Annotated in this window: 15 protein-coding genes; 7 read left to right on the top strand and 8 right to left on the bottom strand. The window is 42.9% G+C overall.

The window, feature by feature from the left end; all coding sequences use genetic code 11:
- Positions 1–409 precede the first annotated feature (409 nt).
- Positions 410–601: a hypothetical protein gene (locus tag V7K53_RS07110; RefSeq protein ID WP_292774856.1), complete on the top strand. Its 192-nt coding sequence runs from the start codon at positions 410–412 to the stop codon at positions 599–601.
- 186 nt (positions 602–787) lie between these two features.
- Here the strand turns inward: V7K53_RS07110 and V7K53_RS07115 are convergent, their stop codons facing one another.
- The 6 genes from V7K53_RS07115 to V7K53_RS07140 form a co-directional block, all read right to left on the bottom strand.
- A complete protein-coding gene (locus V7K53_RS07115) occupies positions 788–1,192 on the bottom strand; it encodes a hypothetical protein (protein ID WP_335196901.1) in 405 nt (134 codons plus the stop codon).
- A 441-nt stretch (positions 1,193–1,633) separates the two neighbouring features.
- Positions 1,634–2,407 carry a 1-(5-phosphoribosyl)-5-[(5-phosphoribosylamino)methylideneamino]imidazole-4-carboxamide isomerase gene (gene hisA, locus V7K53_RS07120; RefSeq protein WP_335196902.1) on the bottom strand — a complete coding sequence of 258 codons (774 nt, stop codon included), beginning with the start codon at positions 2,405–2,407 and terminating at the stop codon, positions 1,634–1,636.
- Positions 2,408–2,454: 47 nt separating this feature from the next.
- Positions 2,455–2,754: a DUF3593 domain-containing protein gene (locus V7K53_RS07125; protein WP_334900929.1), complete on the bottom strand. Its 300-nt coding sequence runs from the start codon at positions 2,752–2,754 to the stop codon at positions 2,455–2,457.
- A complete protein-coding gene (locus tag V7K53_RS07130; RefSeq protein ID WP_335003933.1) occupies positions 2,751–3,086 on the bottom strand; it encodes a DUF2499 domain-containing protein in 336 nt (111 codons plus the stop codon). The genes V7K53_RS07125 and V7K53_RS07130 overlap by 4 nt, the downstream gene beginning before the upstream one ends.
- A gap of 131 nt (positions 3,087–3,217) precedes the next feature.
- A complete protein-coding gene (locus tag V7K53_RS07135; RefSeq protein ID WP_335196903.1) occupies positions 3,218–4,216 on the bottom strand; it encodes a glycosyltransferase family 2 protein in 999 nt (332 codons plus the stop codon).
- 108 nt (positions 4,217–4,324) lie between these two features.
- Positions 4,325–5,035: a TVP38/TMEM64 family protein gene (locus V7K53_RS07140; protein ID WP_335196904.1), complete on the bottom strand. Its 711-nt coding sequence runs from the start codon at positions 5,033–5,035 to the stop codon at positions 4,325–4,327.
- A 458-nt stretch (positions 5,036–5,493) separates the two neighbouring features.
- On the opposite strand from V7K53_RS07140, the gene csaB reads away from it, so the two are divergent.
- Genes csaB through V7K53_RS07155 form a run of 3 tightly spaced genes read left to right on the top strand, consistent with a single transcriptional unit; the run spans position 5,494 to position 7,224 of the window.
- Entirely contained in the window at positions 5,494–6,531 is a 1,038-nt protein-coding gene (csaB, locus tag V7K53_RS07145) for a polysaccharide pyruvyl transferase CsaB (protein WP_335197019.1), read from the top strand.
- A gap of 31 nt (positions 6,532–6,562) precedes the next feature.
- Positions 6,563–6,880 carry a hypothetical protein gene (locus tag V7K53_RS07150; RefSeq protein WP_335196905.1) on the top strand — a complete coding sequence of 106 codons (318 nt, stop codon included), beginning with the start codon at positions 6,563–6,565 and terminating at the stop codon, positions 6,878–6,880.
- The gene (locus V7K53_RS07155; RefSeq protein WP_335196906.1) at positions 6,877–7,224 is read left to right on the top strand and encodes a hypothetical protein; all 348 of its coding nucleotides are present in this window, start codon (positions 6,877–6,879) and stop codon (positions 7,222–7,224) included. Before V7K53_RS07150 ends, V7K53_RS07155 begins: the two co-directional genes overlap by 4 nt.
- A 49-nt stretch (positions 7,225–7,273) precedes the next feature.
- Here V7K53_RS07155 and pgeF read toward each other — a convergent pair whose 3' ends face one another.
- The gene (gene pgeF, locus V7K53_RS07160) at positions 7,274–8,059 is read right to left on the bottom strand and encodes a peptidoglycan editing factor PgeF (protein WP_335196907.1); all 786 of its coding nucleotides are present in this window, start codon (positions 8,057–8,059) and stop codon (positions 7,274–7,276) included.
- Positions 8,060–8,136: 77 nt separating this feature from the next.
- On the opposite strand from pgeF, the gene V7K53_RS07165 reads away from it, so the two are divergent.
- Both V7K53_RS07165 and V7K53_RS07170 read left to right on the top strand, forming a co-directional pair.
- Positions 8,137–8,955 (top strand): biotin--[acetyl-CoA-carboxylase] ligase, encoded by an 819-nt coding sequence (locus tag V7K53_RS07165; protein ID WP_335196908.1) that lies wholly within the window; start codon positions 8,137–8,139, stop codon positions 8,953–8,955.
- A gap of 90 nt (positions 8,956–9,045) precedes the next feature.
- Positions 9,046–10,626 (top strand): M23 family metallopeptidase, encoded by a 1,581-nt coding sequence (locus V7K53_RS07170; RefSeq protein ID WP_335196909.1) that lies wholly within the window; start codon positions 9,046–9,048, stop codon positions 10,624–10,626.
- 69 nt (positions 10,627–10,695) lie between these two features.
- Here V7K53_RS07170 and V7K53_RS07175 read toward each other — a convergent pair whose 3' ends face one another.
- Entirely contained in the window at positions 10,696–11,376 is a 681-nt protein-coding gene (locus V7K53_RS07175) for a riboflavin synthase (protein ID WP_335191537.1), read from the bottom strand.
- Positions 11,377–11,716: 340 nt separating this feature from the next.
- Here V7K53_RS07175 and V7K53_RS07180 point away from each other — a divergent pair, with 340 nt between their 5' ends.
- Positions 11,717–12,214: a bifunctional nuclease family protein gene (locus V7K53_RS07180; RefSeq protein WP_094349146.1), complete on the top strand. Its 498-nt coding sequence runs from the start codon at positions 11,717–11,719 to the stop codon at positions 12,212–12,214.
- Positions 12,215–12,256: the final 42 nt, after the last annotated feature.

A 12,256-nucleotide genomic window follows, 5' to 3' on the forward strand; every position in this document is an offset into this window, starting at 1 on the left:
CATTTACATTTGAATGTATCGCCATAAATACTTGTTTTCTCCAGTGGCTATCGATAACAAAAGATATTGCATTAAAGCTACAGCAAGGAACTAATCCTGCTTTCTTAGCGATTTTACAGCGTTGTTCTGTCTTAAAAACTTAGGGCTTAATTGTTATACAAGCAAAATATGTCGCCAAAACACCTCAAAAATAACGCTTTTGCATCCTTTGACTAGCTTGCCACCGCTGATAACTAGCTGGGATGCGTAAGGCTAATCTACACTGGAATAAGAGAATGTGTGTTTAACTGACTTAGATATCAAAACCTGGGGAGTTTTGTCATACCTTCTCGGTATTGCTTATGAGGTGATTACCTCGTGTGGTAAAACTTAACTTAAATTCTGTCAGTTACTAACGGAGTTGATGGGAATGAGTACCTTAATTTTTATTGGCTTGATAGGAGTTTACGGAGGCGGAGCTTGGAAGTTTTGGAATGGGTTTGGACGGACTAATTTTAATCCAACTTTGACCAATCGGATTGGTTTATCTTTGCTATGGCCAGCTTTGTTTATTACAAATCAGTCTTATCGTCGAAACTTTAGAAAGGCGTTGAAGGGCTAGGGATTACTATTAAACCTAACGTCATCCAATCCTGACGGTGGTATATATCTCAAATAAATCTAACCTACAACCTCGCTTCCCTAGTAGGAAAGCGAGGTTAGGTTTGCTCTTTTTACGAAGGAGAGGAATTAGGGAAAGGTAAGTTCTTTAACCGTTGGAAAATATTTTAGCTGATGAATTTACCAATTATTTACCATTGGTTAATAGATGGATTGCTCCACCAACAGCTGCACCATCAATAGCATTGCCAAGGGTATCTTTTTTATCGCCAGTAATTACACCAGTCAATGCACTAGCTCCAGCACCGACTCCGACATCTTGAGCGGCGTTCCGGTGGCGGCGATTGCGAGTATTTCTCAGACCATTTGCACCATTTACGGCTGCACCAGTGGCACCACCTTTAACAGCATTCCCTAATACACTGCCATTTCCCCTAACAGCTCCGGTTACAACGTTGGTAACAGCCCCAATACCTGCATCTCTTAGTACTTGGTCGTCAGCAGCAGCGGGTTTGGCGGGAACTAAGGTTACACCAGCTAAACTTGCAGCCATGAGGCTGGGTAAAAGTGCGCGTTTTAGGATTTTATTCATTGTGTTACCTTCTCAAAACATCAAACAATTTTCTAAAAACCAAAGTTACTATAGTCTGATAAAACCTGAATTTTTTATCTGAAGAACAGCAACTATTTATTGTTTGAGAACATATTCATTATTGCATTTGCAAAGTCATCACTGCATCTACTGAAAGCATGAATATAAATTCAGTCCAGAGAAGGCCTTGCTAATTTTTTAAATCATACAAGGGATTACATCTTGACAAAATCAATTAAATATGAAATGTATATTTTTCACAATTAGCAAGGGATTTGTATCGACAAATAACGTAGTGTTTACCCTATCTATCTAAAGATAGTTGCCAAAATAATTAAACTAGTATCAATTCAATTAATAATTGCAATACATTCTTGGGTAAAGACGCGATGAATCGCGTCTCTACAAGATGGTCTATTTGTCGAACTTGCCAAGAAAATGTTAAGCAAAGGTAGAAAAACCGAGATTGGGTGGAATATCCTGAATTCGCCCCGGCCCGATCGCTCGTAATGCTTCTTTGAGTAAAATATCCCCAGTATACAACGCACGTCCGACAATTACGCCAGTCACGCCTTGAGGTTCTAACGCCAACAAACTCAACAAATCGGTGACAGAACTTACCCCGCCAGAAGCAATTATCGGGATGGAAATTGCTGCTGCAAGTTCTCGCAAAGCTTCTAAATTTGGGCCTGTAAGTGTACCATCTCGGTGGATATCTGTGTAAATTATGGCGGCTGCGCCCAATTCTTGCATTTGTACAGCCAGTTGAGTTGCTAAAACTTCCGAGGTTTCTAACCAGCCGCGAGTTGCGACTCGACCGTTACGGGCATCAATACCGATAATAATCTGTTCGGGAAATTCTTGGCAGAGTTCTTGCACTAACTGGGGTTGTTCTACGGCAATGGTTCCGAGAATTGCCCACTGTATGCCTAGATTAAATACTTGTTGTACGCTGTTGCGATCGCGCAATCCTCCACCAATTTCAATGGGTACTGACACTGCTTGAGCGATCGCTTCAATTGCCTCTAAGTTTACTATTTTACCTGCTTTGGCACCATCTAAATCAACTATATGCAATCTGGTAGCACCTCGATCTACCCACTGTTTGGCAACATCAGCAGGATTTTCGCTAAAAACTTGCGAGCGATCGTAGTCTCCCTGATACAGTCGCACACAGCGACCTTCTAGTAAATCAATCGCTGGAATTACATCCATTTAATTCTTCCTTATTGCAATCAAAACGCTATCTATAGCTGAATTTACTATTTTTCATTTTTCATTTGTAATTGCCTTACAGCTTGCCCAAAACCCAGCACAAGCAAGATGTTAGAAAGCGTCAAAAATAGTTCCGCACCACCGTGCAACCAATCCACATTGGCTAAAGACTCGCCATAATGCAATACAGCATAAATCCCCGCCGGGATAGTAATGGCAACAAAGACGAGAGTGCCGTAAAATCCATAAAGCGCCAAACGCGGCATTTGTGGACTGCGGCTGATAAACCACAAGAAACCCAAATAGGGAAACAGTGAAAGTGCAAACAGGGTTTCTTTAGAAATCATTGCTCTGATTTGATAGGTTTTGGTTCAACAGTGTTAACAGATTTGGTCGAACGCCAAATCAAAAACGCCGCCGCCCAAAGCGTAAAATTACCAACTAAAGTCATGGTAGCTTGAAGCGTTACCATCCATTCCAAAGATTCGGCGTTGTCGAAATAATGCCAGGTACAAGCACACATAGCACTGACTAAAGCTGGTAACATCGCCAGGGATAATCCCCACCAGCTGCGGTTATTAGTCAGTTCGCCGTAAGTCCAGATTAACCAAATGGCGACAATCCACTCTATAACGCTAGAAACATGAATAATCCAGGTGGGAATCGAAAGGGTGTGCATAAGAAAGTTAAGAGTTGGGAGTTAGAGATTTAGAGATTTGGAGTGGAGAGTAGCACTGTCAAGGTGATATGCAGCTTCAATTTTATATTTGTTTGAACAAACCTTTATTATGCAACGCCAAATAAAGATTCTTATTTGTAAGCGTCTTCTAAATTATCTAGTTTGTCAGAATTGCTCGTTGAGTTGGAGGATTTGCGCTCAAAACCACCTACCTCTGCCAAAGTATAGAGGGGTCTGGCTTTAACTTCTTCGTAGATGCGCCCTATATATTCACCTAAGATGCCAACACTGACTAACTGCACAGATCCGAGGAAGAAAATTGCCATCAAAATAATCGTAAACCCAGTTAAAGGCGAATGGGGGACAAAAAGACGCCAATACAAAACTAATAAAGCCATAAAGATGGCCGCCGCCGCTGCTATTAAGCCTAAGTAGGTTGATAAGCGCAGTGGCACTATTGAAAAAGACACTAGACCATTGATAGCAAGGGCTAAGGATTTGCTAAAAGTGTATTTAACTTCCCCAGCAAAGCGGGGGTTGCGCTCGAACCGAATTGCTGTTTGCTGAAAGCCAACCCAAGAACGCAAACCACGAATATAGCGGTTACGTTCTGGCATAGAATTGAGAATATCTACAATCTGCCGATCTATTAGACAAAAATCACCAGTATCAGTAGGAATCTCTACATCTGCAAGCTTCTTAAGAATTCGATAAAAGAAATAGGCAGTAAAACGCTTAAACCATCCTTCTTTAAGGCGTTGAGTGCGTTGAGCGTAGACGACTTGATAGCCCTGTCGCCATTTTTCAACCATATCGGGGATTAGTTCTGGTGGGTCTTGTAAGTCAGCATCAAGGATGACAATAACTTGACCGCGGACAAAATTAAGACCAGCAGTTACTGCAATTTGATGACCAAAGTTACGAGCAAAGCTCAGATAGCAAATGCGCGGGTCTTTTTGATGGAGGTCTCGTAGTAATTGTAGGGAGCGATCGCGGCTACCATCATTAATTAAAATTAATTCGACAAGCGCATCCATCCGATTCATTACTGCACTTAGTCTGCGGTATAGTTCTGGAATAGTTTCTTCTTCGTTATAAATTGGAATAATGAATGAATACTTTGGTAGCATCTAAAAATATTGTTTAATTTTTTTTACAGCCGAGATAACAGGCTGCCTGCGATCGAAAAGGTGTGGTTCACAGTATACCTAGCAACACTCAAGTTTCATTCTCATACTTTATTTATTCTTCGGATTTATGTTATCTGAAGAGTCTGATTTTTTCAGGCTTTCTACAGCTTTTTTGGGAAAAGTTCGACGATGGCGATACCAAGTAGACCCTGCTACGAGTGTTCCAGTTAAGCCTAATGCAAGTATTAGCGGCAAAAAATCGCCTGTATTCACTGCCTTCAGGCCAGAACTACCTAGTAGTACAAAAGGTAAAACACTAGGAACAGTACCAAGTGTTGTACCTAGAACATAATCTTTAAAACCGATCGAAGTCAGTCCCGCCACAAAGTTGACCAAGCCATAGGGCATGATTGGTACTAATCGGATGGCAAACATATAAAAAAGCCCTCCACGACGCACCTCAGCATCCATAGCTTGCCAGCGTCCTGCTAGTCGTTTTGCAACTGCTTTGCGTCCAATAGTTCGAGTAAAAACAAAGGCAATTATTGCCGCAATGACTGCTGCAACACTAGTCCAGACAGTACCCAGCCAAGGGCCAAAAATGGCACCTCCAGTTAAATTTAGTACCGTTGAGGGCAAAACTAACATGGTTGCCACAACGTACAAAGCAATATAAATAATAGGTGCCCAGATACCAGAAGATTTCAGCAAAGCTTGAATTTGTACTGGTTCAATGCCGCCAAGAAGATATACGGTTATACCAGTTGCAATTATGCAACTCAGCGTAAGTAGCAAAATACCAGTTTTCAAGTTCCACATTAGAACTTTACTCCTACTTTTTGTGTAACAAAACCCATCTTTTGAAAATTCAAATCCTTGTAGAAACTCGAAATTTCGCGTTTCTACAAGGATTTTTCACATAGATGTCTATTGTATTAGGTAGTTTTAAAGAGAAGCGATCGTAACTTTTATCCAAGTATTGCGAAGTATTCAAGCACAGGCCAAGAAACCGCAAGGTAGCAAGACTTTTATCGATGAAACCGGAAGTGAACACTTCGGAATCGAAAAAATGTAGGTAATCATAGCGGCTTATCCTGCTTAAGACAAGTTTGCTATGGATATCTGTGACAGTTGCTCTCTGACGATTTGCCAGTGAATGTCCTAAGTTATTTAACCACTGCTATAGAACTTGGGAATGAGTTTACCATCTATATGGGGGACAGAGATTCATTTAACAATAGCTATTAATCCAAAATCTAAAATCCAAAATGGTCAAGATGCGGGCATTATTGTCTGGGTATTACGGTAAAGGTAATGGTGGTGACGAAGCTTTATTGGCAACGCTTTTGCAAATGTTGCCATCTCACGTAACGCCTGTGGTGCTTTCTGGTAATCCAGAGGAAACCCGCGATCGCTACAATGTAGAAACCTACGATCGCATGGCTCCTTTCGCTGTACTGCAAGCTTTGCGTTCTTGTGATGCCTTTATTTGGGGCGGTGGGAGTCTCATTCAAGATGTTACCAGTACTATCAGCCCATTTTATTATGGGGGGCTGATGGCATTAGCGCAGAAAATGGGTTTGAAAACTGTTGCTTGGGCGCAGGGTATTGGCCCTTTGGTGCGTCCGCAAACTCGTTGGCTGGCACGGCAAACCTTTGGTAATTGTACCAAAATCAGTGTCCGCGATCGCGCCAGTGCGGCTCTATTATCTGATTGGCAAATTCCTTGTATTATAGCTCCTGACCCGGTTTGGGCGTTGGAATCTCAACCAGTACCAGGACTTTGGGATTTACCTGCGCCGAGAGTTGCGGTAACGTTGCGATCGCATCCCCAACTTACAGAAACACGTCTGGCAAACTTAACTCGCGCTTTGGTGGATTTTCAAAAAGCCACGCAAGCATTTATTTTATTACTGCCGTTTCAAAAAAGTGAAGATTTAAGTATTGCCGAAGCCATTCAACCACATCTTAAAGATGTTAGCAAGATTTTGTGTCTGGAAGATCCGCAACTTTTAAAAGGTGTGTTTCGCGGTGTTGAAATGGCAATTGGGATGCGCCTGCACAGCTTAATTATGGCTGCTGCTGAAGGTTGTCGCTGCTTTGCTCTCAGTTATGATCCCAAGGTAAATCGCCTGATGGAAGATTTAGAAATGCCTGGATGGGATTTAGAGAGTTTACCCGATGACCCCAATTTGATTGGTCTGACTTGGATGGAGCATTATGCCAATGGCGATCCTTTATCATCAGAGAAAATCCAATCTTTGGTGGATGGTGCTTTACTGCACTGCGAGTTGTTGAGTGAAGCTTTGAGTTAGGTTTTTATTTAGATATAAACAAGATAATGGTATGACACAGGTATCTCAGCCAAAACGCACTCGCATTTTACCAGCATCAACCTTAGCACCTGAAGAAGTAAGCCATCGTCAGGAACAGCGTGATGCTCTTGCTGTGAGGTGTTGTGCTGTTTTCGAGCCCTTACGTCCAACTTTGATCGAAACGCATTACAACTGGCATATTGCTATCGAACCTCAAACAGAACAGTATCTCATCGATCCAACACTTTTGGGGATAATGCAAAAAATCCACAATGCTTATGGCAATATTAACGAAGTAAAACTCACCATATTCCGACTCAACAACACGGGAACCTGTGGCAGGTTATGAGTCTCAGTTTCTGGTTAATGCGAATATCACCTAAGCTTCTCTCGATAAACCATATCAATGAAGAGAATATTTTAGAAATTGGTACTAGCACAGAAATAATTTCTGTAATTTATGAACTTTATCCTGACGTTAGATTCGATGCCGATTGTTATTATTTTCCAGGATGTAGTAGAGAAAATTCTAGTGATTATTCTGTATGGAAAGTCTGTTTAGGTGATGAACCCGTCAAATTGATTTATATCTCGCCCCATGTTGGTAAGTGCGATTTGAGAATTATTCAGGATCTCTGTCATCAGTTCAAATGCCGTATTTTTGATCCACAACATGGCGAATTTATATATTGAATCCAAGCTGATAAAGCGATCGCTCTATCAGCCAAAACACATTTTAATGCTAGTGACTCGTTTTACCACTAACAATCCCTGACCACTGTACTTTTTTTTCTTTCTCCCGGCGGTAAGAAAAGAAATGCTCTGGAGTTTGGAAAGTACAATAAGGTGCGATCGCAATTTGTTCTGCACTAATTCCCATATTTTCCAGTTGTAAGGTATTTACTCGCCGCACATCTAACCGTACCTTTCCTGGATCTGGATCTTCTCGCAAAGGTGAATTTGGTAATTCATGTAATGCAGTTATAATTTTTTCTTCGTCTTCATGTGCTATAATACTAGCCCCGATTTCGGCAGCCACTTCAATCGAGACTTGGTAAACCTCACCAGCGATCGCTGGGCCCATCGCAATCCTCAAATCATCGAGTTTACTGCCTTGAGATTGTAATCTAGCGATCGCCAAGGGAACAATCTTTTTAGCAGTCCCCCGCCAACCCGCGTGTAATGCTGCTACCCGTCCAGTTTGCACATCCCCAATCAACACGGGTGTACAATCTGCGCTAGCGACCCAAACCGCTTGTAGAGGCTGTTCGCTCATTAAACCATCTGCCGATGCTAAATCCTCCTCAGCAGAGCTTAAGAAGCTTTCAACTTCTTGGGGGGTGAGAACAGTATTGCCATGAACCTGCTTTAAGCGATAGACTGATGCCTCTGGTTGCAATACTTCTGTGATAACTTGTGGCGATCGCGGCCAAAACTGCTGGGTAAAGAAGCCATGATGCCAACCTTCCAGAATACTACAAGTTAGATAGGGGAGTCCTTCCCAATTGCGCCAGTGCCAAGTGTGCATCTTCAACCAAACCTAAACAGAAATCACTCATCAGCCAATCAATGCTAACTTGAACAACGGAATTTGGGTTAACTGCTGTGGGATTTAATCTGCAAAACTTGGAAGCAGCCTTGCAAGCAGGGCGTAAGCATACATATTTACCATTTTCTCTTCACTTTTTTGAAAGCGTCTCCTCAACCAACCAAACCCTCTGGAACTTACTCAACCAAGGGGCTATTTCAGGAACAGTAGTAATCGCAACTGTGCAATCTGCTGGGCGGGGACAATGGGGCCGCCAGTGGATTTCTCCGGCTGGGGGATTATATATTTCCGTGGCGATTTCTTTCGACCATAAAATAGAAGCTACTGACAGCTATCAGCTAACTTTCGCTACTGCTTGGGGAATTGCATCGCAATTGCGCCAATGCGGTATAGATGTTGGGATAAAATGGCCTAACGATTTAGTTTTAAATGGTCGCAAACTAGGCGGCATTTTGACAGAAACCAAAGTAAACAAAGGACAAATTACCCAAGCAGTAATTGGTGTTGGTATTAACTGGACGAACCCAGTACCAGAAACTGGAATCAATTTGGAATCGTGGCAAGCTTCCCAAGATCGCAGACCGATTTCTTGTCTGGAAATGCTAACCTCTAGAGTCTTACTGGGAATAGAATCCGGTATGGAGTGCCTTTTTCAAGAAGGAGTAAATATACTCTTGTCTGGCTATCTAGACTTGCTTACAAACATGGGCGATCGGGTGTATGTCAATAATCTTTCAGGTACAGTAGTTGGAGTGACTCCTCAAGGAAATTTACGAGTTGATTTAGAAACACATGATACAAAGGAACTAATTACACCGGAAATTTATATTGAACCCGGTACAATCAGTTTGGGGTACCATAAATCTTCCGTTTAAATTTGAGGTTTGTTCAAAATTTCGCTCTTTGGGCAAGACAAACCACTAGCATCATCTCTTTAGGCTAATTACACACAACTGAGAGAACAAATGACGCAGCGCAATAATTCTGCCCATCATCGTTTGCATTTATGGCAGCAAGGTCTAACAAAAAAACGTTTTGCCTCAACACTACCAGCTCAGAGCCTCTGTTGGCTGAGTAGCGTTAGCCTCCTTAGCGGTGGCTTCGTGTTTGCCCAAACGGAAACACAAATAGACAACATCGTTCCTACTGTTGAAAGTTCTCAACCAACAGCAGTTGCAAATCCAGTTAACACTGAGCGAAGTCGAAGTGTTAAAAAACAGGCTGTTGCGTCGCCGGAAGCCGCTCAAGCGCAACCGGAATTTTCCCAACGGCGAGCCAGACTCAGACAGAGACTAGGCAAGCCAGAGGTTGCTCAATCAAAAGAGCCAGTTAGGCAGTCTACACCCAAAATCGAAGCTGCTGAACCTGTGGTGATTATCAGACAGTCAAAGCCCAAAGTAGAGGCTTCACAGGTTACTCCTGTAAGGGTGAGACAGGAAAAACCCAATACCCCTGCCCGCTATGCACCTGAAAAACTTCCAGTAGTTGCTCAACCATCAAATAACTCTAACAGCCCTGTCAGTGCAACAGCGGAGAAAACCAAGGATTATAATAACGCCTATATCGATCCTAATAGTTATGACAGTGGTGCAACAGGTACTTATCAAGCACCAAATTCTGTAATTGTTACAGAACGCTCCAGTGGTTGTCGAGCCATTTTGCCATCAGGGCAAAGTGTATTAGGCGGCGTTTGCGCCAAAGCACCCCAGAGGAGTGTAGCTGATTCTAATGGTAAACCAGCACCTAATTGGCTCAGAAGAAGTCAAAACGCCCAATTACCAGTAGTTCCACCCGTGCGGCAAATTGCAACTACTGGCAACACCAGTAGATGGCGCGCTGCTCAAAGTGGTTCTAGCGGTGTCATCAAGACCGCATATCGCTCGAATCGGTTTATCCCGACTCCCGCTGAATTCAGCCCCACAAGAGTTAGTGCAACTCCCATTGCACCGAGTGGTGGTACTTTACCGCCACCAATGGCAGATGGCAACATTGCACCCCGCCCTAGCAATGTAGCTTACGACTTCTCACTGGCATCAGTATTGCCACAAATCCCCTATATGGGGAGAGTCGCCTATAGTGGTACGGGAATGATGTATCCCTTGTCTATTCCTGCTCCCATTACTTCTTTGTTTGGTTGGCGAGTTCATCCAATCACAGGTAATCAACGCTTCCATGCAGGTACAGATTTGGGTGCGCCTACGGGAACACCAGTTTTGGCAGCTGCTGCGGGTCAAGTGGAAACTGCTAACTGGGTGGGTGGTTATGGTTTAACCGTTATCCTGAATCACAAATCTGCTGAACAAACTCTCTACGGTCACATGTCAGAAATCCTCGTTCAACCCGGTCAGTGGGTACAACCTGGAACTGTCATCGGGCGAGTTGGCAGCACTGGTAACTCCACAGGCCCTCACTTGCACTTTGAAGTCCGCCACCTGACACAAGATGGGTGGGTTGCTTCTGATCCAGGCGTGGAATTACAAAGTGCCCTCAGTCAGTTAGTGCGAGGTTTGCAAACCGCTCAGGTAAGCCGAGAACCAGGCAGCTAGATTGGAAATTTTAGATTTTGGATTTTAAATTAATCTAAAATCCAAAATCTAAAATCTAAAATCTAAAATTCAGAGATACCCGTGTTCTGCTAAGAATGCGGGTGTAATGCCATCTATACTATTGTCATCAGTACCTCTGGTGTGGGGGTTGCCAGAATAAAGGAATTTTTCGACGTATTTGCCGAGAATATCTCCTTCTAGATTCACTAAACTGCCAGAAACCAAATAGCGAAGATTTGTCTCGCTGTATGTCAGGGGAATTACCGCTACTTTGAATTGCGAGAGTTCTGGCTCATAATCGGCAACTGTGAGACTGATGCCATTGACGGCAATGCTACCTTTGGGGACAATGTACCGTGCGATCGCCTCGGAAGCAATAAAGGTCATTTCCCAAGAAGTAGCCGTTTGTTCCGCCACAAGCAATCGACCGATGCCGTCTACATGACCCATCACAAAATGACCGCCGACTTTGCTGCCTACTTTGAGCGACGCTTCTAAATTGACATATCTCTGTTGGGTTTGCTCACCTCCCAACGTTGTCCGGCGTAGAGTTTCTGGTGAAGCCGTGGCAATAAACCCGTCTTTTAAAACTTGTTCTACTGTCAGGCAAACACCATCGACAGCAACACTGTCACCATAAGCCAAATCTTGCATAATTACTTCACCCGACTGACTTACACAAGTAATTTGCCAAGAATCGCCCCCTAAGGGTTCCATCGTTCCTAATGCTTGGATTAATCCTGTAAACACGGCTTTTTTGTCAAACTAACTCTATTTATTGCCTAATTTTGCCTGAAGTCAATTGGTAATTGTCACAGAAATCTCGAACATCCAAGTATATTTTCTGACTTTTTTTAGGATAGGAATATTAACACATTAGCATCCTTCACAAGGCATACTTGGTTAAGAAGGTTATTCTTTAAGAAGACCAATTTGACTTACTCTGGTTTTCACCACAAGTTCGGAGTTTAATAGAAGCAATTATAGAGAACGAATGCTTATGTTTATTACTGTCACCAAACCGCCTAAAAAAGGGTGTTATTTGTTACACGCCATCAAAGGCTCTCAAAGCATTGTAGAGGCTTAGGCAATGATTGAAATGAAAGTCGCTGGCATAGCATTAGATGCCATAACCCGCAGCCCGATCGTCCTTTTGAAAGATTCTTCAGATCGGCGGGCTTTGCCAATTTACATTGGTCAGGAACAGGCTAGGGCAATTATGGGCGCACTGGAGAATCAGAAGCCTCCTAGACCCTTAACTCACGACCTGATTGTGAATATTTTAGAGACTTGGAACATGACTCTAGAAAAGGTGATTATTCATTCCCTGCAAAAGGATACATTTTATGCAGCTTTAATTGTCCAGCAAGGCGAAGTCAAAAAAGAAATTGACGCGCGTCCTAGCGATGCGATCGCTATTGCCCTCCGTACAAATACTCCCATTTGGGTAATGGAAGAAGTCATTGCGGATGCTTCTATCCCTGTCGATCGCGATGCAGATGAAGCCGAACAGCAAGCCTTCCGTGAATTTATTTCCAATCTCCGTCCCGAAGATTTGATCAAGCGCTTTGGTAATGGCGACAGCTAAATTAAAGTTATGAGTTGTTATGAGTTAGGAGTTATGAGTTAT

The sequence above is a fragment of the Nostoc sp. genome (genome assembly GCF_036917355.1).
Classification (GTDB): Bacteria; Cyanobacteriota; Cyanobacteriia; order Cyanobacteriales; family Nostocaceae; genus Nostoc.

What these genes read in the sequence shown, in the direction of transcription:
- V7K53_RS07110 (WP_292774856.1), top strand. Translation starts at nt 410, where the DNA reads ATGAGTACCTTAATTTTTATTGGCTTGATAGGAGTTTACGGAGGCGGA.
- V7K53_RS07115 (WP_335196901.1), bottom strand. Translation starts at nt 1,192, where the DNA reads ATGAATAAAATCCTAAAACGCGCACTTTTACCCAGCCTCATGGCTGCA.
- hisA (WP_335196902.1), bottom strand. Translation starts at nt 2,407, where the DNA reads ATGGATGTAATTCCAGCGATTGATTTACTAGAAGGTCGCTGTGTGCGA.
- V7K53_RS07125 (WP_334900929.1), bottom strand. Translation starts at nt 2,754, where the DNA reads ATGATTTCTAAAGAAACCCTGTTTGCACTTTCACTGTTTCCCTATTTG.
- V7K53_RS07130 (WP_335003933.1), bottom strand. Translation starts at nt 3,086, where the DNA reads ATGCACACCCTTTCGATTCCCACCTGGATTATTCATGTTTCTAGCGTT.
- V7K53_RS07135 (WP_335196903.1), bottom strand. Translation starts at nt 4,216, where the DNA reads ATGCTACCAAAGTATTCATTCATTATTCCAATTTATAACGAAGAAGAA.
- V7K53_RS07140 (WP_335196904.1), bottom strand. Translation starts at nt 5,035, where the DNA reads ATGTGGAACTTGAAAACTGGTATTTTGCTACTTACGCTGAGTTGCATA.
- csaB (WP_335197019.1), top strand. Translation starts at nt 5,494, where the DNA reads ATGCGGGCATTATTGTCTGGGTATTACGGTAAAGGTAATGGTGGTGAC.
- V7K53_RS07150 (WP_335196905.1), top strand. Translation starts at nt 6,563, where the DNA reads ATGACACAGGTATCTCAGCCAAAACGCACTCGCATTTTACCAGCATCA.
- V7K53_RS07155 (WP_335196906.1), top strand. Translation starts at nt 6,877, where the DNA reads ATGAGTCTCAGTTTCTGGTTAATGCGAATATCACCTAAGCTTCTCTCG.
- pgeF (WP_335196907.1), bottom strand. Translation starts at nt 8,059, where the DNA reads ATGCACACTTGGCACTGGCGCAATTGGGAAGGACTCCCCTATCTAACT.
- V7K53_RS07170 (WP_335196909.1), top strand. Translation starts at nt 9,046, where the DNA reads ATGACGCAGCGCAATAATTCTGCCCATCATCGTTTGCATTTATGGCAG.
- V7K53_RS07180 (WP_094349146.1), top strand. Translation starts at nt 11,717, where the DNA reads ATGATTGAAATGAAAGTCGCTGGCATAGCATTAGATGCCATAACCCGC.